This window comes from Pseudoalteromonas sp. c7(2019), from assembly GCF_011378625.1.
In the GTDB taxonomy this organism is placed as follows: Bacteria; Pseudomonadota; Gammaproteobacteria; order Enterobacterales; family Alteromonadaceae; genus Pseudoalteromonas; species Pseudoalteromonas arctica.
Window position 1 is genome coordinate 164330 of sequence record NZ_WTKS01000007.1, and the last position, 22352, is coordinate 186681.

Here is a 22352-nt window from a genome sequence, read left to right on the forward strand (position 1 = left end):
AAACCTAATATTTATAAATTTCATAATGATACGTTTAGTATGGCAGCTGAGATCTAAAAATGCTGATTAGTTATATAATTTTTAAATTTAGACGCCGTCATGGGCTTACCATACTTCCAACCCTGTCCATAATGCACACCCGCCATTTTTAAAATAGCTTCTTGCTCAGTGGTTTCAATCCCTTCTGCCACACAGGTATAATTAAACTTATGCACAAGTTCCATAATATTTGGGATCATAGAGGCTTTTAAGCCCTCAGTTGCTATATCTTGAACAAACGTACGATCAATTTTAAGTTGATGAAAGCTCAAATTTTGTAAGTTTCTTAAATTCGAATAACCCGTACCAAAGTCATCTAATGATAAGTTAAATCCCGATTCAACTAAGGTTCTAAAATGAGCATGCGCAATGCTTGTATCAAGGTACTCGTCTTCAGTTATCTCTAAACAAATAATAAAGCGTGAGTTGGTAAGCTCTGTAATTTGCGGCAGTAACGACACATTACCCAGCTCTACATCACACGGAAATATATTAAGCGACACTTTAAAGCCTTCTGGCAATAACTCTATAGAGGTTAACTCTTTTATTGTGGTAGCAATCATTGCCTCAGTAAAAGTCCAAGTTAAATTATTTTTTCTAATAACCGGAATAAACTCATCTGGAAATAAAGCACCGTACTTATCTTCAAAACGTGCAAGTACCTCGCAACCAATCAGCTTGCCACTTTGCAAACAAATAATGGGCTGGTAAGTCCAATAAAATGATCCCTTTTTAAGCCCTTTACGAATACGTTGATTGGTAGAGCGGCGTGCAGCAATCCTCGCATCAACTATTAACGCACTCGATATGCCCGCTAAACAGGTTAAAATTAACGAAATTATTAATAATAAGTGATTATTAGAAAAAAACAGACTCCAAGGCAAGTGCACTACTACACAATATTGACTACTTGTAGAACTGCAAACTGAGTTAGTTTCGTAAGGAAAGAAAACGCTGTTTTTTACCTGCTGGTACAACCCCTCTTTACCTGCTAAATGATGCAAAGCATTTGGTGTTTTATAAATAACTTCCCAATCTGGCGCAGTAATTCCGATGTTGGTAAAGGGCGTGCTCTGCATAATTAAATTATAGTCCCCTTGTCTGACTATAATTACCTCCATAGGGCGCTCACTAAATAATAATAGATAAAGCTCTGGCTCAAAACGAACCCTGACCTTCTCACCATCTCGAATAAAGTCAGGCTGTTTGTCGTTAATTGGTTTACTTAATAAGCCTGCACCAGTAGTGCAAACTAGCTGGTTACCTTTAAAAAAGCCTATATCAATTACATATTTTGCATCAAATAAAGCGCGGCGCATCTCAAGAAGGGTTGTGTTGTCACACTGCTTAAACGCAAGCTTATTTAATGGGGTAAGAATTCGACGCCTCTCTGCAATTGCACCTTCTACATGAGTGAGAATATACTCAGCGTCTGACTTTGTTTGTGCTGTTAACTGCTGCGCTGCAAAATTGAGCAAAATAAAACAGCCAATTACAAAAACTAACCCTCCGGTTAAAATGGCTATAATAGATTTTTGTTGGTACTTTTTCATAGCATCTCGAAGTTGTTAATTTATATCACTACTTTATTAGATGATTGCATAAGTCGCATTAAATTCAAACAGATCGATTCAAAAATTATTGAACGAATTTTGAATAAACTGAGTGATTTTAGCGCTTACCGTTAAATGCTGATTACTTTCAAAGTGAATCCCATCACCGGCTGTTACATTAATAAATGTATTAAAATCAATAAAAGTACATTTATTATTAGCCGCAACGCTTTTAAATGCACTAGAGAGCTTTGTTGCTTTTGTATCTGCACCTTCGTAAATACGCGAATACTGCTCGGTGATTCTTATTTTAGGTGGGCTAGCAATAATAATTTTAGGAGATTTTAAAGTACTACCTTGCTGATAATAAATATGTATTGAGTTAATTAAATCATTTAAGCCACCTGCTATTAAACTAGGTGTTAAATTAAAACGTTTTTTAAGATCGTTTGTACCAAGGGCAATAATAATAAAGTCGAGCTCATGCTTATCCAAATAAGGCTTTAGATAACTAACACCATTAAGCATGCCATCAAACGGTGGATTATGCACTAACGTGCGGTTAGGCTGCCCTGCCTCTATTACGTTAAAGCCACACCCTAAGTTTTTATTTAATAACGATGTCCAACGGGTATTTTCATCAAAGCGTTTTCCCGTTACAGGGTTTAAACCCCACGTATTAGAATCACCAAAGCAGAGAATATTTTTTGTCATGTTAATTATTAAAATGGATTGAGTGTATAACCCTGCTGTTGCAGCTGGGCATGTGCTGTCATCGCCGAAAGTGACATTTGCACACCTTCAATTAGTTGTTCTGGTGCTACTTTATAATGCGTAGCCGATTGCCCACACACATAAACCACGGTGTTATTGGCCAACAATTGTTTTATTAAACTTTGATTTTTGTTATCCGCTTTAAAACGTTCTTTATATTCACTATTAGCCAATACATCAATGCTAGCACTACCATGTACCACTAACGCTAATTTAATGTTATCTGGCTTTACACCGTGTGCTACATGCATATTAATAAAACGTGCAAGTGAGTTCATTGAATTGTTCTGCTCACCTTTTTTAGCGCCATCACCAACATCAAAGGCTATTTTGAATACCGTAGAGTCATTTATCTGAACATGCTCCGGGACACTATAAAAGTAACCAAAGTCTTTAATAAGGTTTTCACCCGCTTGCGAAAATGGGCTTATAAGTAAAAGCAATAATAGGTATTTCATAAACAATCCTGTGTTTTAAATAAGTTAACCTATTTATAAAACTAACAGAAGCAAAGAAAAAAGGGCAGCTTATCATGCTGCCGATTGAGTGTTTTTATGATGGTGGTTAATAAACTGCATACCTAAATAGCTAAATGTTCGTTTAAACATTTCTACAAAAATATCAGGCGCTTCAAGCGATGATGCGTTTGATAACAACGAAAAATCTTTATTACGTAAAGCCCGTAACTTCGGCTTCAAGGTTTCGTCATCCATGTAATCTGTGATCCTATCTATAAAAGACTTCATTTGTACCGTAGTGTTATACCAATAAACAGGAGACGCGAACACCCAATGGTCGTACTTTAAAAGCACTTCAAATAGCGCGTAAAAGTCATCATTTTTATAGTTTTTGTCATAACAATACGGCGCAATTTTATAATCATCCAGACAAATTACGCGCACATCATTTTGCTCGGCAAAGCTATTAACATGGGCTGTGGTATTGCCGTTTTTTCGTGCGCTTGAATAAATAATAACAGTATTACGCTCAAGTTTTTGTTGCATTTAGTTAGCTCCTTTTTTAATGTGGTAGAAGCTTAAAACCTCAAGTTATATTGAGGTCAACTGAAGGATTAAAATTATGCCACTAGGACAAAAAAAATTAACCGAAGCTAACCTAACCGTTGGCTATGTAGCAAAAAGAAGTGGTGTAAAAGTATCTACTCTTCACTTTTACGAAACTAAGTTTTTAATTAAGAGCTGGCGAAATAATGGTAATCAGCGACGTTATAAACCTGATGTATTACGCCGTGTAGCTGTAATAAAAGCAGCTCAAGCGATGGGAATTACGCTCGATGAGATTAAAAACACCTTAGCGACCCTACCCGACAACCGCACACCAACAAAACAAGACTGGTCAGCACTTTCAAAACATTGGCAAGCGCAACTTGATGATCGAATTGCGCATATGCAACGCCTGCGCGACAAAGTAGACGGTTGTATAGGATGTGGTTGCTTATCACTTAAAAGTTGCCCAATTTACAATAAAGATGATCATTTAGGCGAAAATAAAAGCGGCGCTGTGCTTTTAAATACATAGTCTTTGCCTGTATAAAAAGTTCTCCACTTTTGTATAACAAAATAAATACCCCTCTTAGGCGTTGGGTCAACAACGCCTTAAATATAAAGGCTAACTACGCCTCATTATTGAGTTATTAAAGAAGGTTTTTTTAGTCCGTTTATTGGTAATACGTTACTTTGCTAACAAAATAGCCTCAGGTACTACAAAAACTCTCTATTCATTAATATAGAGTCATGAAGTTTCTTGTTTAGTTGGATCGCTAGATGATTTAAAAAACCATTTAAAATTTAGGGGAAGGGCTATACTCGAATGGTTTCTTTAATATATGTAAAAAGTATATTCAATGTGGGTAGGAGCATTGCTAACTGGTTAATTTTTAAGTATTCTTGTGCGCCTAAAAAGGAAGTAAATATTCAAGGAACAAACTGTTGGAACCAACTAATCACACCCCTGAAAACAATACAAAACCACCTGTAGTTACTCAAAAATTTTCGCAAGCCCTTAAAACGGTCGATCACAAAGAACTAAAAAGTACTGGTTTTTGGCTAAATCAATTTTTTATGGTTATTTCTACTATATTCGGCGTGTATTTAGCTGCTCAAAGCGGCTTAGAACAAGCGCTTAAATTTGACTCATTTAGTAAAATGGAAGATAACTACTATTTGCGCACCTCCTTATTTGACGAAGTTGCTGATAATGCAAACAGTATGGAAGAGTATGCTAATTTACTTGCAAAAAGCCCATCAATAAAAGAAATTGAGTATTTTGAACCAACACTCGAAAAGTACATTTGGCAAACGATGCAGTACTCTCCAACTACACTCGAAACCCCAAGTGAATTATTAACGCAAATACGTCGATTTTACTCAAGAGCTAAATTTTTAATAGACGCTGTAGCTAATAAAAGGATTTCCGCTAGACAAGCAGCTGAAGAATTAAAAGAGATTACTAATTTAATTAAAACTCAAACACTCCCTGCATTAAAAAATAGCGCTAAACAATTAAAAATGGAATTACAGCAGAATGATATTTCTGTTGGTTCGTTAAAGGAACTTACAAATGCCAACTAAAAGCTGTCCACATTGTAAAGATCATCCACTAGAAGTAACCAATTATCAGGGTGAAGAAATAGATATTTGCCGTGAATGTGGTGGCTTATGGTTCGAAAAAAATGAAGTAAATCGCATGATTTCCGAGATAAATGACGGCCCAGAAGGTGATAAATTTGAAACTCACTTTGGTGAGCCATTAGGCGTTTCTGAGCTTGACTGCCCTGATTGTAAAAAAAGTTTAGAACGTTTTCACTTACTGGAAGCTTTTCATACCGAAATTGATGTTTGTAGACACTGCGATGGCACCTGGATTGATAAAGACGAACTTGAAAGTGTTGAAAAAAGCCCTGAAATAAAGATGAGTTTAGGCGAGCTAAATCAAAAAGTGAGTTGGAAAACCTACTTGTTTCAATTTTTAACGCAAATGCCTGTTGAATATAATATTAAGCCACAAAAGACTCCTTGGGTAACTCGCGGTCTTATTGTTTTAAATACATTGATTTTTGCACTTTATTTTTTAAACCCGAGCTCATTCAGCTATGTCATTGATAACTTTGCCATGACACCTGCAGATTTAAGCAAAGGTAATGAGCTATGGACTGTATTAACTTGCGTATTTTTACATGGTTCAATAATGCATTTAGTTGGCAATATGTACTTTTTATACATCGTTGGCGATAACTTAGAAGACGTGTTAGGCCATAAACGCTTTTTGTTATGGTATTTAGCCTGTGGACTACTCGCATCGTTTGCAAGCTACATTGTAAGCCCAATGTCTACAATTCCAGGCGTGGGTGCAAGTGGCGCTATAGCCGGTTTATTTGGCATGTATTTAATGTGGTTCAGACACGCAAGCCTTACTTTTATGTTTATAATTTATCAGAAGAAACTTTCTGCGGTATGGTTCTTCGCTATTTGGTTAGGATTTAACATTTTTGGTGCAGTAACAGGCCCCGATGGCATTGATTATGGCGCGCATATTGGTGGCTTCATAGCTGGATTAATTATTGGTTATATTTTAAAAAGTAAAATATTAGAGCAAAACCCTATTATTCGTCTGCTAAATCAAAAAGAAGCGCAACTTAAACGTTAATTAATTTAATAAAGTCATCAATAATAAATTGGTGACTTTATTAAATCTCACTACATAAACTTATAACTTACAGCGAGTATATACGGTAAAAAAATGTCCTGTGTTTTTAATCGGTATATCGTATGTTATTGGCTCTTCAGTAAGCTCGCACTCTAAATTACTTAAGTTATCAGCAAATAAGCCTTGATGCTCTGTAAAAAGAGTATTTAGAACCCATAAAACTGAATCATCAGTATTTTTATTTTTTATATGAATACTTTGCATTAAAGAGCTATTAAAAAACATGTTTGAAGGCTTTGAACTGCGTATTTTTTTATTATTAAAATAGAAGTAACCATTGCTGTCACTTATAGCTTCATCAACATAAGTATCGCCATAAATTAGCTCTCTTGTCACTGTAACGCCTTGTTGAGGCTCACCATTGCTTAATAATCTGCCTTTAATAGACAACGACAACGTAACGTCTTGCTTGTTAAAAAAGCCAAACATATCTGCATATCCTTGCATTGGTATTAATAAAAATAGAATAAGTGTTAACGTCACGCCTGCTGTTCTTGTCTTGATCATAAAAATCCCTCTTGTATTTGTATTTGTATTTGTATTTGTATTTGTATTTTTAGCCTAACAACAAAAGCGAACTTGTGACATATTTTAAATCGCTATTCTTAGGATTATGCCTATATAGATTTAGCTGATTTACTGGCGATATTAAAAATAACTACAATAATAAAGTCTAAATATTTATACATTGCTATAAGCGAGATAAGCTGCTCTTAAAGTATGCAGATTAAGGTGGGGTCTAACTTATTGCCTTTACATTACACTTTTATGAAACAAAAGGACTTATACATAGTTGAATAAATAGCGTTAATCAACACAGTTATAAACCCGATTCACTACGCCGAATATCTGTAATAAAAGCCGCTCAAGCTATAGGGATTACACTAAACGAAGTTAAAATACACATGTAGCGGCGGAGCGATCCCGTTGATAGCTTTTTTATACTGTGGCTGTTTATCACTTAGAAGCTGTCACCTTTATATAAAGACAAACATTTTGGGGATGAGAAAAATGGAGGCATATTATTAAATAAACGAATTAATATTAACTAGAATGTAATAAAACGTTGAAAATAACTAAAAATTAGGTATATATTTTAAATTATAAAAATAAAAACTCTTAATTATTGTATTAATGACATTAAATAGCTACAAAAAATAAAGCCTTTTAGAAAAAATACTAAAAGGCTAAAGCAATTATTTTTTACCAATTAGTTCTTTAACAATCGCATTCATTTCTAGTGGCATTTGCGCCAGTATTGAATCATTGTCATTCGCTAAAACTAAATCTTTTTCAATATAAGATACAACTTCTAAATCTTTAACATTAATTACGCCACCAAAAGCTGTAACGCGTCTAACGCCTGGAACTGGAATCCCACCAGTACTATCTACGTGTAAAACAATCACATTTTCAAAAGAAAAGTTTTTATCATTAATAACACCTGAACTCTTAAGTGCTTTAGTTAATTTTTCCATTGAATACTGTAAGTCAGTAGCAATTTTTTCTCCATAGTGATTTATTTTATAATCACCTTTGCTTGCACCGCGGCGAATGCTTTCACCTAAAGTCCAAGAAAGATTGCCCACCACACTATATAACTGCTGAGCTGAAATAACTGAAGTACCATATTGACCGGCAACACCAGCTGTTATAGCTAAGCCAACTTCACTGCTGTTACCAGGCACGCCATGCAATGAAACCGGAAAGATTAAAGCAGGATTGTTAGTAGATAGGTTGATTGGTTGTTCATATTTATCATTAACTTTTAATTCAGTTGACATACAACCAGTCAAAATTAATGTACTTGTAAGTGTAACCGTAGTTAATACTTTTTTTAAAAATGTATTCATTTCCATCCTTTTTAATGTTTATTGTTATTCCCGCGCAGAATTATACAAATTATTTCAAAAAAAACAACATTAAAATAACAATCTAAGACTAATTCAATTGTTGAAAAAAAGGCAATAAATAAAATAAAAGAACATATAAACCCTATTCATAATTTAAAAAAATAATAGTAAAAATTAAATTTATGAGTAGGAAGCGACCTTTACAGAGCCAGGTCTTTATATACTTAATTCTAAAGTTATACTATTTGGTGTTAGCTTAATTAAACTAGACAGCAACTCTAATTATATAAACTAAACTGCGCCATAAAAGGCACTCAAGGGATCCCACACGTTAATTGCATAAATAAACGTTTCGCTTTGTATTTCCAATTAAGTGTTTGTTTTCGCTCGGGCTCAGGCGTCCACCGTAACCATGGTTTGGTGATTTCGGGTTGTGGCTCGTCGTTATACCAATCTATTTTGTATGCCTCAGCATAAATTTCTGTTTGTTGTGCAAAACTCATGTCACGCCAGTAAACCTCAGGGCGATTGTTGTGCTTATCAAACTCAGCGGTAATTGAATCTAGGTGGCTGTAACCCTCATATTCAGGTATATTAGGTAATGGCTTTGTGTTATCCATAAAGCGAACTAAACGCTCCCAAAGCAGTAAACAATAAATTGGGTTTTGTGCTAACTCTGTCACTACAATCGTCATTTTTGTTTGCGGGTATTTATCTATATCTTTATGGGAGAGTCTTGGAAAAAATGCCCGCGAGCCCGACTGCGAGGTGCTTTCGTTTACCAATACACATTTCATATCTCGCCAATCAAAACAGCAATTACCAAATTCATCGCGCTCGTCACAACCAGGAATATTAAAGGTGTAACCGACTTTACCTGTTTGACGATCAAAATATGCTAACTTAGGAGGTGCCATACGATCCCAAAGTGGTTGAAGGTTTAAAAATGTAAGGTTAAAGCCGAGTACTAAATACAGAAACCATCATGAGAAGGGCTCGTCTGAAAAAGGAGCTACTAATAAAAAAGTGCAACGACTAAGCTACCACAAAACCCCAAAAACATGGGACCAAATATAAGTGCTCTCATGGGGTCATTACCGCATGAATGGACTTGAAAGCGCTGGGGTTGTGCCTTTAGGCCTAACTTATCGATATATAGCCAATCATAAAGAATACATAATCCACCAAATTGCTTTGTAAGACTTTTGCTTGTTTTAGCATTAAAAATTGTTTTTTAGCCAGCGGGCCACCTAAGTACTTAAATATATTCATACTATTTTCACTAAATAATCTAAGCAGCACTAATGCTGCCTAGGTTTAACTTCCTTTTATGATTGTTAAAGAACTACGGTTAGTTAACCGATTTAAAACCCTGGTTCTTCATGAAAAATAGAAAGCTGTATCTAATTTTTTCAACAGCTTACAAATCTATCATCAAAAATGAAGTGAATTTTTGCCACAACGTTTTCCCAAACTTAACTTCACTCTCAGGCTTGATGTTATCTGCGTATTTCCATGGAAATTTAAAAATATCTGGCGGTGTTAGCTTTTTAATAGGTTTTCCCATCAATATGTTATCGAGCTGTTCTTCATCATTAAATTCTTTTCTAAGCTCATCATCTGCTTTAGATATTTTTTTTAAAAATGCTTATCAACTCGATACCAAAAGTACTTAGGTCGACCATCGGTTTTATCAAATTCAGCGGTTGTTTTATCAAACTCACGGTAATATTCAAATTGCGGGATATCTGCTAAAGGCTGGGTAACATCCATAAAGTTTTGTAATAATTTCCAATGTTGAAAGCTGCAAGCTATCTCATTGTTGTAAGCAACATCATAACGCTGATCTTCTTTATAATTTAGAAGCGTAAGCCCCTATGTGGAAAGCCACTTTTGGGATTATGTGTAGCTTTATAATAAGCATTAAATTCTTCAAAGCTTAAATAAACAAAGCTCTTTGCACCGCTTTTAGGTATTTTAACTACACCTGTTTTACGATCGAAAATAACTGCTAATTTAAAATTAGATCTAAAATATGGCCATATTACCCAGTTTGAAATTTTTGAAAAACACCAAACAGATAACAACACAGTGTAACTATCAAATGCCTCTGCAATATCTCCAAGAAAAAACTAGTAATAGGAAAAGCTAGCAAAAGAAACAGTATTGATATGTGGAATATCCCCCAAGCGAAAGTTAAAGTGTCTATGAAACTTACAGGGTTAGAAGCCAAAGGTAATTCCAGTCGGCTCTCATTTTGACTAAGAATACTTCGATGCTGGTTTGCTGCACCACTTATATTCAATTTATATTCTAATCTTTGAGAGTTATCAAAACAGTGCCCAAACACATTACCTCTAGGGAATAACGCTTGCTTACTTTGATAACAGCAATACATAGAGTCCCGCTCATCAGTCGCTATTTCATTCCTGAATTTTGGGTTTTTCTTACCTCTGTAAGCTGTGTCAGCATATTCTATTTCCTTTATTATCTATGCCTTATCTGACATTTAATCCGCGCACCACTTTGAAAGAGTTTCCGAATTAACAATAAACCTAGGTCCTCTTACTAAACAAGAAAACTGTGTTACTAAATTTGCATTTAAGACTGATAATTTATGTTTTACGAATGCGCTACTTTCATTTGATCTGGTAAATGCAAAACTAAAATGGGTGTGTTTTTTTTCTGCAGAGAACTAAATACTCTGCTACTTCTTCATTAATACTCTTCAATAACTCCGGATCAGTATCGGCATAACCCGGCCGTTGAAAGTTATATTCAAGGTGATGGTTATATATATAACTTGAATTAATATCGGTTAGAAATAGCGATTTACTTTCGCCAGGGTAGCCTCGATAAAAGTTGATGTTAAAGTTCATTTTTCTTGTTCCACCTTGAGATGGTAACAGATCACCTATTGGTATTTTAAGGACTGATATATGGGTAACCTCAGACTCAAGTTCAGCAATTGGTTCAATATTCACATATTTGCAAACTCTATATGAATCACCATGTCGCAACGACTCATTTTTTGTAAGAATAAAGCTAACTTCTTTATCTTCAGTGATATCCATTAAATTAATAATTAAAAAATTCAACCCTTCTCTAACAAGATTTTGATTAATACAGATATCAAACTCTGTGTTATTTACTTTAATTAAGCATGGTTTTTTTAAATTTTCTCTAAAAGTATTTTCATTTCCAATATTTACTAAAATAATAATAACAAACAGAAAAATAGTTAAAATTAATATCCACATAGCTATATCCCTATTAATAACTGCCGTATTGAAACCAATATATCCCCTATTGAAGCAAGTACATTCATTTTTTTATTACGCTGTTTAGCGCTAAATTGAAGCCAAGGACAAACTAGATCGTATATATCAAGCATTTTTTTTGATAATTCATACTGATCATCATAAAACGGATTATTAATCAGCTCTCTTTCAATATCTCTTTGTTGTTCGTATGAAAAGTCACACCAAAACCGCTCTGGTCGTTTGTTTTTTATATCAAACTCTTTAGTAGATTGATCGTTTTTTCTATAGAGTTCCAAATCTGGCGAGTCGGGTAATGGTAAAGTTAAATCTAAATAACGCTGATACCTTGCCCATTGCTTAATTACATCATCAACGGTGCCATGATATTCACTTAACGCGTGAATATGTACCCAAGGGACGTCATTGTATTGAGCAATATTTTCATGAATAAGTACTAGGCTTGCTATTTTACCGACTCCTTGAGTTTTTGTTAAAAAACGTACGTTGAGTGAAAATTCACCTACGGGGAATGCAGCATTAGCAAACTCATCTTTAAAAGGAGGCTCATTGTTTGTCTGTTCTGTAAAGTTGATTGTATTATTCAACCTATCTAAATAAACCAAATCCTCATTTTTTGAACTAAGTCTATAATAATAAAATGAACTAAAGTTGCATACGATAGCATTCCAAAACATAAATATTATTAAGCCTAGCCAAGTCGGCATTCCAAAAAACTCATCACTGCCAAATACAACTATAAATAACATTAAAAAAGAAATAATAAACGGGAGAGTATAAAAAAATATATCTAGCCTTTTCCTCGCATTCAAACGCCGTCCAACAACTAGATATTTAGATTTATCTGCTAGGCTTGATTTTTCAAAGCTTTCAGCTCTAGCCCTTTCATTAACAAAGTATCGTCTAACTACATTTATACCAAAACAATCAAACCAGAAACTTTTATCCCTATCAAACTGCTCTGATTTAAAATAAGGTAAAATGCGGTTTTGATACAATCTGGGCGAGATTTTTTCGGCAAATGAAGTATAAAATGTATAGTCCATGAATTCCCTTTTTAGCTTATCCCTATTCTTGTTATTTACTTAATTATTATAAAAAATTAAGACGGTTTTTTAGTTTTTGCCTCTAAATTAGATCTCATTGTTAGTTTTAACTAAATTAATTCCATATACTTTACGATATAGCAACGACAATAGGGAAAGTAATGTAATTAAAATAAACCACGTTATATTTGAATTTAAAAAAGCGCTTTTAATAAAAGAAGCTGATATGAAACTCAGTGTATTAAAATCTATTTCACCTTTAATATAAAGACTTAAGAAAGGAAATAAAATCATAATAATTAAAGAAAATAAGATTAAAAAACTGACCAAAAAGAATGATAAGAGTTCTTTTTCAGCAGCCACCCCAGTAAACAAGCCTGTTTTATCTAATGTTTTTAAATAATTTCGAAAATTAAAAAAACGTTCACTTTGGTTCTTTTCTTTTTTATCTTTTGTCTGTTTTAAATTAAAAAAATGTAACAATGACAAAATCACTCCACCCTCAATCAAGTAATAAAAAACATAAGGGTAATCACCATTGATAACTATAAAAAAATTAGACAAAACAAAATAGACACAGAGGTTAAATTTATCAGCCGTTTTTAATACTAAAAAAAACACTATAGACATTACCAGTGGTAATAAAAAAAACGAATCCCAAGGTACTAAACTCGAACATGCTCCAGCTACTGTGCTGCATATATTATTATCGTATGTAGTACTATTAAAACTTAAAACGGGTCTTGAGTTTAATGAATTATAACTCAATAAAAACTCGACAAAAAAACTCATAAGCATTGCGAGTGATAAATTTTTAAATGCAAAGCGATTCATAAAAATCCTTTTAAAGTACCTTAAACAATAAAAGCGCTATTGTTTAAGGTTGGTTTTAATAAAGTAAAACTACTATTTATGCTCAGCGCTGTTTTTTACATCACCAAACTTCACGCCTGTTTACTTGGCAGTCATCAGGGTCTAAATAAGGTTTTAGCTCCTCAGGAAAAGCGTGTTTTTCTGTTATATCTTTATCGATTTTGAAGTAATGCTCTATCGATTGGTATAAGTGCGTGCCAAGTGGGATTGATGTATCCATAAAGGTCATGGCTGTGGCGTATGCCAGTGAATCCCATTCACGATTTGAACCACCCACATAAAAAGTAGGCTTGGTAAAGCGATAATGTTTAGGGTATTTTAACGGCACCATAAGAGATACAAACACGCGTGAACCACCACGGGCTGAGCCTACATTACGCTCATTGGCGCCATAGCAAACAATGTCTTCGTAAGGTAAATAAAACGGTTTTCTGAATAATGTATACGGAGTTTTTACAAGCCCGGTATGACGATTAAAATAAAAATTATCTCGGTGCGCTAATATGGCCCGGTGTTTCAGCATATAAAAACCAACAATAAACATAGGTGCATATATAGCAAATGGCACCCACCGATAATCCTCCCACACAAAACCAATAACACCCAAATCAACGAAAAAAAACAGAACTGCAGCGACCATTAACAAGAAGCTTAGAGCAGTAAATAAATTTGACCACCCTCCAAACCATGAAATAGCCAACTGCTTACCATCGCTCTCTACCCAATGTCCCTCAAGCGTTGAGCCACGATTAGGCGACTTGAGCTCTGCTGCATATTCATCAGTAAAACGCTTACTTTTAAACGTACGAGCTTTGAACCTGCAACCATTGAGTGCTTCGGCTTTTTTTAATCGCGTTTCATAGCTGTCTTTATGTAAGTAGTCTCTTGGCAGTTGCTCTTCGTAGGTTGCTCTATCATCACGGTATCTTCTTTCCTTTCTAGTTCGCTTTCGTATTTCAGCCACTTTCTCTGGGTTATTTTTTCTAAACTCTTCTCTGCGCACTACAGCTTCTTCATCTAACGCCAGTTGCTTTATGGTTTTATCTTTCGCTCTTGTAGGGTCCCGATTTGGGTTTTCAACGCACCACTGTTTAATTGCGTTAATACGGTTTTCTCTTTTTATTTTTTCTCGTTCTTCGTGAGTTAAACCATCTTCCTCTTCAGCAATATAGCGCTCAACTAGCTTATCAAGTATTCTTTCGTCCTCTGCGTTTTTATCATCTATGTTCATAGTTACTCCTTTACGCGATCTACTTCTTATAAATTAATTACTGCTTGGCTTATAACTTGACCAATACGGTGACTGTACTTACGGTCATCACCCCAAGATAATGATCCAGGTTTTTCACCCGCTTTGTAATACTCGATTGGTAAGCCATAGGTACTATTGAACCCTTGAATAGTCGGTTGAACTTTACCATTAGGATATACTGTTGCCTCTAATTTAAGCTCTATTTGGTCGCCTGATTCTAACCCGAGCGCGGCCAATAAAACGTGGTTATTTATTTCAGCTTGCCAACCTGTTCGAGCTGGCTGCAAAGTCCATATACTTTTGCGAAAAATAACCGAGTCTAAAGGGATTTGACTGAAGTGCTTATGCTTACTGTATTTTGCTAGCCTAGAGTCATAATCTGTTAATAATGATGCCGCATAATAATTTAGCATTCCCTTATCAGGTGGAAGCATTCGCCAGCTAATTTTTGTATCGACACCTTCTTTCACTGCAGCTACGGGAGCTGTTAGCCCCATTGAGACTGTTTTGGAGTGTTCATTCGCGATTACTTTTGCATAAGGCTTATAAAGCGCGTTATATATATCGAGTAGTGCTAAATCAGGGCGATTTCTCCATTGTTCGGCTCGTACACTCGTTGAGCCATCATTAATAAATGCAGCCTTACCCCATGGGCATGCATGTAGCCAGGCTTCAACCTCTGATTCGCTAAAGTAATAAATAAGCCCTGCCGCAATTAGAACTATTACTAAGCCGGCAATGCCAAATACGGCAATTAATGCTGACGCCCCTTTGGTAATGATTGCAATACCTGATGCGGCTGTCATGCTTAAAAAGCCTAAAGCCATAATAGAATTTGCTGTCGCAAGGCCTATATTACCTTTGTTATATTCATTAACCGCATCCCTCACGGCCACATATGTACTTATTGCGCCAGCAAGGAACGTCGCTGCATTGGCGGCATAAGATAAGGCTACCTTCGCAGAGATAACACTGAGCCTTCCTCTTAGTATTTTTTTAGTAAACTCACTAGCAGGCACTTTGTTTTTAGAGAAAAGTTTCAACTGTTCAGAGCTTGGCATACCATAACGACGCTCAACAAGATCCTTACCAATATTCACCATAACATCTAACAAATCAGCATACGCTGACGTTTTATCCATTAAACTAACGCCATCTCCAGTTATAACTGTATAAAAATTAATGACTTCTAGCCCAGTGACAAACGGTAAAACACCAATACTGGCTGAGCCAACTTTGCCCGTTTGCTGCTTACCCAATGCTGTTTTCGCGTATTTTTTGAGGGATTTATTATGATCTTTATACCCAGTTAAATCCCAGTTTGTTTTTTCTAACTTAGCTTCATCTTCTCTTAAATCATCACTAAGTTCATCAAAGCTCTCTTCTAGTGCTGTCAATTTATCCTTATCTAGCACTACCATTTTTTGCATCACTTTTTTCTTAGCGCTGTCTGCTTGGTAGTATTGCTTAGTGACCATGGCCTCTAATTCATTTAAAGAGCCATCTAAGCTTGTAATAAGGTCTAAACGAGCGGGTATGGTTACTTTATCGTTAACTTTAAGTTTAACAATGGGCCGCGTTCCGCCATTGCCTGGGTAACTACCCTGGCTCAGTGCTTCATCAATACCTTCGGTTATTTTATTAAATTCTAAAATTCGTTGTTCGGCACGCTTAGAACGGCTGTCAAAATTAAGCGGGACGACTGAATCAGGTAAGTTCCCTTCATAATAGTCGTTAATATCAATATCAATCTCAACGAGTAAACCATCAGAAACCATGTGCGCGAGATGCATTATTTTTTGATAGGGGTTATACGACATCGCAACTGACTTAATACGTGCCTCACTATTGAGCATGTCTAAACCCACACTTTTTAGTGTTGATAAATGCGCACGTGTTACACTACCTTTTGTTTTTGCTTGTTTGAGCAGTGTTTTATAATGCTCTAGTTCTTTGTTTCTTTGTTTAAGCTGCCTGTTTAATTGCTCGGTGATGTCATCACCACCTATACCTTGGTTACGCGCTTCCTGAATGAGATCATTGCGTGTCTTTTCAGAGCTTTCAATTTCGCGTTGCTTATTTTGTATCTGTATTTCTAAATTCTTTGTTTGTCGCTCAAGTTTATTACTTTCTCGCTGTAAGCTAGATTGTTTTTGCATGCGGGCAGTAAACACATCTTTAATTGTTCCGCCACCTTGAGACATAGAATAAGTGGCTGAAGGTACTTCCATTATAATATTAAAAAAACCCCATACAGCTTGGCTACTACGCCTAAATACTTGCGTTAAATCGCCTTCTATATAACCATCAAGTTGATCATCTTGCTTCTCCAAAGCCTTAAACTCATCAATAGAAAAATCAACATTTTTAGGATCTTTTTTATCTCGAAAACACTTATATTCAGTTAAATTGGGCTTACTACTGGTTTCATCAGGGAATAGTAACTTATGTAGTTTTAATAAATTTGAACGGTCACTGGTATCCTCTGGGTGTGTACCTAACACTTTTAAGATTATATGTTGCCCTAAGTCATTGCTGTCGATTTGCTCAAGCTTTTTCGCGTCTTGGTCATACACTACACTTGAGCGAAGTATGTCTGCCGTTAAATCTTTTAGAGGGGCTAATACATCACACATAAGTTGATATATGTCGAGTCGTCGGTTGCCTGTGTGATATGCATAATCTCTTGCACATTGATAAAAGCAAGAAGCAGTCTCTTCATCCTCTATAAGGTCTTTTACATTGGCTCTTAACTCATTGATATACTGACCAAGCACATGCACTTGCTCTGTATCTAAAAACTTTCTGAATGCTGTTTTATCAAATTTATTTTCTACCCACTTTTTATAATCTGAAGCAATCTTTTGTTCTTGCTCAGAGACACTCTCTTCACCATATGTTGCTAATTTGTCAGACACAGACTGGGGAAAAGCAAAAAAGGTTTGTTGAATAAATGAGGCTAATTCAAGCTCTCCTCGCTGCTCTTTAGTAAGTTCATCGACACTTAAAACGGATTTACCTTTAGCTGCTTTATCTAAGAGTAATGTATTGATGATTGAACGAGCCAGAGTTATATCTGCACAGGCTTGGCGGGCCTTACCAAGCACATCTGGAATAATTGGCTGATAAACCCCAGCTTTATTTGTTACATCTAATACAACATGCTTCGGCAGCTGCGCGCTATTATAGCCTTGCTCAAAATCCCCAAGCTTATCTAACGTAAACAACCTATTGTTTCGTAGCTCTATTGCATCAGCATTATTCTCTCCTGGCTTAACCGGCTCTCCATAGTTTAACCTTGGATCTTCTGGTTTAAGGCCACCAAAAAGTTGTATCTGCTCCCAGGGCCATTGAATTTCAGAATGAGCAATTTGTACCTCACAAATTTGTCCATTTAGCTTATATGGTACGATGACTGTTTTGAGTGCTTCGCCAGTTGCCTCGCGAAAACCTTTATTTGTTTTCCAAGTAAGAGCGCCTTTTTGCCAAGCAAGGTTAATATCATTAAATCTTGTAACATCCTTATTAGTCGTTACCTTAAGCTCACGCCATAAATGACCGTCAACAAAAATGTATAAAAAGCCATCTCTTAAGTTCGTTTTATGATCGTCAATTTCATCTGCAGGGTGGGCATATCTAATTGGAAATATATGAACTAGCTCAATATCAGCTGTATTATCACTCTCCTCTTTAGCATCTACCTGATATAACGGGATTTTATAGTAGCCTTTACTGCTTCTATTTACAGATTCATCTCTAACCATTAATGATACATTTTTTACACCATCTGATTGGCGTTCAAAAACAAGCTCTCTATGCGCATTTTTTTCATCAATTTTATCTGCTACATTTAGATCACTCATACAATTGACACTCCATCTTCATCTAACTTTTCTGATCCTGATATTTTTATGACTATTTTTTTACCGACTTGCTGGTCAGCCAAACTATCCCTCATTTCTACACTCAACCCCCTTGGTGATGCGCCACCTGATTGCGCTAGCGGCATAGGCGGGGTGTTTTTTGAGTTTGAAATCATTAAGTCACCTTGGCGAACAGCGGGTTTCCCTTCAATGAGTACATTAAATGAGCCTATTATAAATTCAGCTTTACCATCGTTAGTGCCACTCATTAGGCCTCTTTTATCTCCGGGTTTATCGCCTTTACTTTTTGAAAAGTTACTTTTTATGTTGGCAGCACCGTTACCGTTTATTTTGACTGACCCCGCCACACTGGCTACATCACTTGCTGCGGCCATATTTGGATAAGGGATTGGGATGACACTTGGGCCTACCGTCGTTAAACATATATCAATAGTGCTTAGCTTGCCGCCGCTACTTTGGTGCACTGCAGTGCGGCCATTAATCAATACATTTTGCCCTGATACTGTGGCTACTTGCGCTGCTTGCGATTGCGCATCTTTAGTTAACTGTTCTTGATTGCCGGCTTGCCACCCTAAATGACTCGACACTAAGTCTAAAAATGCTTGGGCATTAGTAATAGGTTTATTAACATCCATACTCGTTTGTGGCTCGTTCCACGGCAAAATAGGTTCGTTTTTTTCATCATCCCATTGTGGTGGTGGAATTATATAGTCTGGAATAAATACATTAACCATTTCGCCAAGTGTTTTATCGCGGTATTTAGGGCGTGCTATTTCAGCTAAAAATGCCGCATCTCCACTGGCTCGGTCTTCAAAAATAGCGACATTGCTGGCTTTACCTAATGCGCCGTTACTTCGGGCACTATTATTAAGCCCTAATAGTGTTGGGTTGTTGTATCGCCATGTTAACGTTCCACCTGAGCGCACATCGGCGGTTAGCGCGTCGATGTCGTACTGAACACTGCCTGTTTGTTTACCTGCGGCTGCATTAATGTATGTCATGAATTTTCACTCCTTGAAATTTTTATTAATTGCTCGTTAGGTGAATTAAATAATAAAAATACATGCTGTAACCCTTCATTTAGTGGGTTATTTAAATAGCTATTTGCAAGCACAAACCCCGCTGGATCGTTTGCAACGCCTTGATGGCCAATAGTATTATTTAAGTTGGCGAGCTCTATTAATTCGTCTTCTGGGCTATACAATGCTTGTGTATTAGCAAACCATTTTTTTTGCCATGCTAACGACTCCTTTCCTGCAAATAGGTAAGTATCATTAACACAAGCCTCAGCTTGGTTGAGCTGTTCGTTTAATTCACCATTATAAAGGTGTGCACTAAGGGTGCCTTGTAAATGGGTAAGTAATACACATCCACCTTCACCATTAATAATGCCTGGCGGGCCGTTTAACACTTGCACCACGTTATTTTTTGCTTGATGGCTTACGTATTGGTAGCTAACGCAAGAGTCGAGTGCAATTATAAGTGTATCGGGCGCTATGCTTTTTAAATCAAGCGTTGTAGTTTGTTCAAAATCAGGGACTTGCTGCGAAATCACCTCAGCTAAAAGCTCACTGAGGGTATCGTCACTTATTACCGGGTTGTTTAACTCATCCTGTGGTAATACAAACACTATTTGACTTATACGGGATGTTTTTCTAAGGGTTGTAATATCAATATTTTCGAGCAGCTGGCTTAATAACAATAAGCACTTGGTTTGCCTATCAAGCTGAGCAAGCTCTTCTATTTCTACCATTATGTAGGGGGCATCTAAGCTTATATCACACCGTATTAATGCTTTACTCGGTTTAGAAAACAACATTTGGTTTGCAACAGCTGTATATAGGCTGCTTGGTGTACACCCTGTAGCATTTATATGGCAAAGTACATCAAACTTCATCAGTTAGCTTCCCTTTTTGCCACGACTAACTGGCTATTTGCGCCTACGTGTATTGCGTCAATATAACCGCGCCATAACAAAGAAAAACTTTGCGCGTCAGAATCAATAACCAACGTATCGCAGCGCAAGTTAATTGTATGTCTGTTTAATGTGTTAACTAGCTGAACAATAGGCTCTTCAAATGGAAGTTCAACTCGTTGGTGCTGCCCATATTCTTGTAACGGGTATAACCCTGAAAGTGAAAACGCCCACCCTTGTGTAAACTCTTTTTTTACTCGCTGATCTAAAGGTGCCATATTGTTAAAATGTTCATCAAGCACTGTTTTAAAAGGATAATTGCCTGCCATAAGTGCTTTTTTATCAATGTCGGGCATAAGTTCGATACGCGGTGACCAATGTGATGGTATAGCTGAAAAACTTGCAACTGAGGTAGTATGACTCGGTTTACGAAGTAGTTGATTTGCGTATTCAATGCAAGGTAATTGCTGCCCTTTTGCTTGTTTGTTTTTAAGCTTAAATCCTCTCCCTATCGGATTTTCAAGCAGATAATTAGACTCATCGTTAAGATCTTTTCCACCAAAAGCATTGCTGTAATTAATGGGTGTAGGCTCAATAATATTCGGATCAGTTGCAACAGGCCCAAGTAAAGAGCGCTTCCAAAAGCGTGCGCCAGTTACACGTAAACGTTTTTTAAATAGTGGCTGCGCTTTATCATGAAGGCCAAGCTCTACTTCAATCACTCGCGCTTGTTTGGCTTTAGGTGGGTAAGCTGTAAAGTCGCCATACACTTCAAATCCGTGTTTAAAGGCGACTTGTTCGTTTACTTCTCTAAGTGGTGTATATGCGGGGTCGCCATCGTAGTCATCAGCTACAACAATATCGGGGCCGGGCTCATTTGGTGTTACATTGCCTTTTTCGTCAAATTCAAAGTTTTGTTTTACAAGGACAACTTTAGCCAACGTACGGTCACTCAACCAACCATCAAAAAAGCTAGCCTGCCAAGGAGAAAAATTATTCAGCACTTGGGCTCTCCGCTATAACACTTTGCCATTGTTTGGCGCTCGCTAATACATGGTACAAACCACAGGCCTTTTGCAATGAATAATGTGGTGCTACAACGCGTTGCACAACTTCACCTGCAAACATTTTTAATTTTTGTTTTGCATTACTGCACACAAAGCTAACGCCGTTTAATAATTGATCCCCAGGGACAAGTGCAAACGCTTGCCTTGCATGCTCTGCATCGTCAAGGTTTATGCCGCTGTGTACGTTTTTTTCGTTATTTGATTCTACTACAGTTACTTTGTTTGCTTGGGCAAGCGCTCTGTTAGTAATAATTAGCCATGCTGCGTAAGCTGGTTTTTGAGTTACCCCATGCGCCATTAAATTAATAAATAAAGGCAATGCACGCTTATATACAAAGTGGCTTAGTACATGTTGGCAAAGCCCGGGGTTAGCTTTACAAAAAAGTAGGCAAGGTTCATCCCAGCGCGGATCGTTAGTAAGCCCTGCTAGGGCAAGTAATTTTGCTTTTTTGTCGTCATCATTTGTTTTGGCAAATACTTTAAATAGTATGTCTGATAAGTTACTTGTTTTATTACAATAGGCATTCACGAGTGCTGCATAAGCAATATCAAAGTTAGCATGTAGCATGGCACTATTTAGCTCTGTTTCACTCAATTGCTGTGAAAAAAGTAAAGTAATCGCGGTACTACCAAGCTCTTCTTTTTCGTTGAGTACACTATTGCGCAGTGCTTTATTATCATCTAACTGCCAATAATCAAGTAAGTGCTGTAATACACTGTAATAACTTAAATGTTTGTTCGACTTTAAAGCTAAAAAAGTTTCGCCGCTGTTAAGTTCACTTTTTAAATTAAGACTTTGTAGCAATAGCGTGTAGATACTTTGGTGCTCTGGGCTTTCTAACGCAAGGGTAATAAATTCATCAAGCGCTAAATGGCTTACTTGTGTTAAATTTTTACCTGCAAAGTAATCTGTGGGTGCATCACTTTTTAAATCGCTGAGTGTGTATAAATGATTTAGTAATTGGCTTTCAATTACATTTAGTCGAGCAAGCGGGTAAACACCTTGCGCTTGCAGCTTTTGTTTGTGTTTTAATAAAGTAGTTAAGCGCTGCTGATGCTGCTTAACCTTAGCGACTTGAGCAAACATAG

General features: G+C 36.4%; 20 protein-coding genes. 3 read left to right on the plus strand and 17 right to left on the minus strand.

Annotated elements, in window-relative coordinates:
* Positions 1-53: 53 nt before the first annotated feature.
* The 4 genes from GQR38_RS10015 to GQR38_RS10030 all read right to left on the minus strand — a co-directional run bounded on the left by GQR38_RS10015 (position 54) and on the right by GQR38_RS10030 (position 3370).
* Positions 54-1592 carry an EAL domain-containing protein gene (locus GQR38_RS10015; RefSeq protein ID WP_165721740.1) on the minus strand — a complete coding sequence of 513 codons (1539 nt, stop codon included), beginning with the start codon at positions 1590-1592 and terminating at the stop codon, positions 54-56.
* A 78-nt stretch (positions 1593-1670) separates the two neighbouring features.
* A complete protein-coding gene (locus GQR38_RS10020; protein ID WP_165721741.1) occupies positions 1671-2306 on the minus strand; it encodes an SGNH/GDSL hydrolase family protein in 636 nt (211 codons plus the stop codon).
* An 8-nt stretch (positions 2307-2314) separates the two neighbouring features.
* Positions 2315-2824: a DsrE family protein gene (locus GQR38_RS10025; protein ID WP_165721742.1), complete on the minus strand. Its 510-nt coding sequence runs from the start codon at positions 2822-2824 to the stop codon at positions 2315-2317.
* A 72-nt stretch (positions 2825-2896) separates the two neighbouring features.
* Complete coding sequence (locus GQR38_RS10030) at positions 2897-3370, minus strand: flavodoxin family protein (protein WP_165721743.1); 474 nt, start codon at positions 3368-3370, stop codon at positions 2897-2899.
* Between the two features lie 76 nt (positions 3371-3446).
* Here GQR38_RS10030 and soxR point away from each other — a divergent pair, with 76 nt between their 5' ends.
* The 3 genes from soxR to GQR38_RS10045 all read left to right on the plus strand — a co-directional run bounded on the left by soxR (position 3447) and on the right by GQR38_RS10045 (position 6032).
* On the plus strand, positions 3447-3905 hold the full coding sequence (soxR, locus tag GQR38_RS10035) for a redox-sensitive transcriptional activator SoxR (protein WP_165721744.1): 459 nt from the start codon (positions 3447-3449) through the stop codon (positions 3903-3905).
* 410 nt (positions 3906-4315) lie between these two features.
* Complete coding sequence (locus tag GQR38_RS10040) at positions 4316-4957, plus strand: hypothetical protein (RefSeq protein ID WP_165721745.1); 642 nt, start codon at positions 4316-4318, stop codon at positions 4955-4957.
* Positions 4947-6032 carry a rhomboid family intramembrane serine protease gene (locus GQR38_RS10045; RefSeq protein WP_165721746.1) on the plus strand — a complete coding sequence of 362 codons (1086 nt, stop codon included), beginning with the start codon at positions 4947-4949 and terminating at the stop codon, positions 6030-6032. The genes GQR38_RS10040 and GQR38_RS10045 overlap by 11 nt, the downstream gene beginning before the upstream one ends.
* Positions 6033-6092: 60 nt before the next feature.
* Here the strand turns inward: GQR38_RS10045 and GQR38_RS10050 are convergent, their stop codons facing one another.
* The 13 genes from GQR38_RS10050 to GQR38_RS10105 form a co-directional block, all read right to left on the minus strand.
* The gene (locus GQR38_RS10050; RefSeq protein ID WP_024592003.1) at positions 6093-6599 is read right to left on the minus strand and encodes a DUF6795 domain-containing protein; all 507 of its coding nucleotides are present in this window, start codon (positions 6597-6599) and stop codon (positions 6093-6095) included.
* 689 nt (positions 6600-7288) lie between these two features.
* A complete protein-coding gene (locus tag GQR38_RS10055; RefSeq protein WP_165721747.1) occupies positions 7289-7945 on the minus strand; it encodes a hypothetical protein in 657 nt (218 codons plus the stop codon).
* Positions 7946-8259: 314 nt separating this feature from the next.
* Positions 8260-8862 (minus strand): hypothetical protein, encoded by a 603-nt coding sequence (locus GQR38_RS20525; protein WP_231613996.1) that lies wholly within the window; start codon positions 8860-8862, stop codon positions 8260-8262.
* 721 nt (positions 8863-9583) lie between these two features.
* Positions 9584-9718, minus strand: a complete 135-nt coding sequence (locus GQR38_RS20655) for a hypothetical protein (protein WP_269435315.1) — start codon at positions 9716-9718, stop codon at positions 9584-9586.
* Positions 9719-10608: 890 nt separating this feature from the next.
* The gene (locus tag GQR38_RS10065) at positions 10609-11205 is read right to left on the minus strand and encodes a hypothetical protein (protein ID WP_165721748.1); all 597 of its coding nucleotides are present in this window, start codon (positions 11203-11205) and stop codon (positions 10609-10611) included.
* A gap of 2 nt (positions 11206-11207) precedes the next feature.
* Positions 11208-12272 carry a hypothetical protein gene (locus GQR38_RS10070; protein WP_165721749.1) on the minus strand — a complete coding sequence of 355 codons (1065 nt, stop codon included), beginning with the start codon at positions 12270-12272 and terminating at the stop codon, positions 11208-11210.
* Between the two features lie 87 nt (positions 12273-12359).
* Positions 12360-13106, minus strand: a complete 747-nt coding sequence (locus GQR38_RS10075) for a hypothetical protein (protein ID WP_165721750.1) — start codon at positions 13104-13106, stop codon at positions 12360-12362.
* 100 nt (positions 13107-13206) lie between these two features.
* Entirely contained in the window at positions 13207-14376 is a 1170-nt protein-coding gene (locus tag GQR38_RS10080) for a hypothetical protein (protein WP_206006138.1), read from the minus strand.
* Positions 14377-14402: 26 nt separating this feature from the next.
* Positions 14403-18260: a hypothetical protein gene (locus GQR38_RS10085; RefSeq protein WP_165721751.1), complete on the minus strand. Its 3858-nt coding sequence runs from the start codon at positions 18258-18260 to the stop codon at positions 14403-14405.
* Positions 18257-19282, minus strand: coding sequence for a DUF4150 domain-containing protein (locus GQR38_RS10090; protein ID WP_165721752.1), 1026 nt, complete (start codon positions 19280-19282; stop codon positions 18257-18259). Before GQR38_RS10090 ends, GQR38_RS10085 begins: the two co-directional genes overlap by 4 nt.
* Positions 19279-20178, minus strand: a complete 900-nt coding sequence (locus GQR38_RS10095) for a hypothetical protein (RefSeq protein ID WP_165721753.1) — start codon at positions 20176-20178, stop codon at positions 19279-19281. Before GQR38_RS10095 ends, GQR38_RS10090 begins: the two co-directional genes overlap by 4 nt.
* Positions 20178-21200, minus strand: coding sequence for a DUF2169 domain-containing protein (locus GQR38_RS10100; protein ID WP_165721754.1), 1023 nt, complete (start codon positions 21198-21200; stop codon positions 20178-20180). Before GQR38_RS10100 ends, GQR38_RS10095 begins: the two co-directional genes overlap by 1 nt.
* Positions 21190-22350: a hypothetical protein gene (locus GQR38_RS10105; protein WP_165721755.1), complete on the minus strand. Its 1161-nt coding sequence runs from the start codon at positions 22348-22350 to the stop codon at positions 21190-21192. The genes GQR38_RS10100 and GQR38_RS10105 overlap by 11 nt, the downstream gene beginning before the upstream one ends.
* Positions 22351-22352 lie beyond the last annotated feature (2 nt).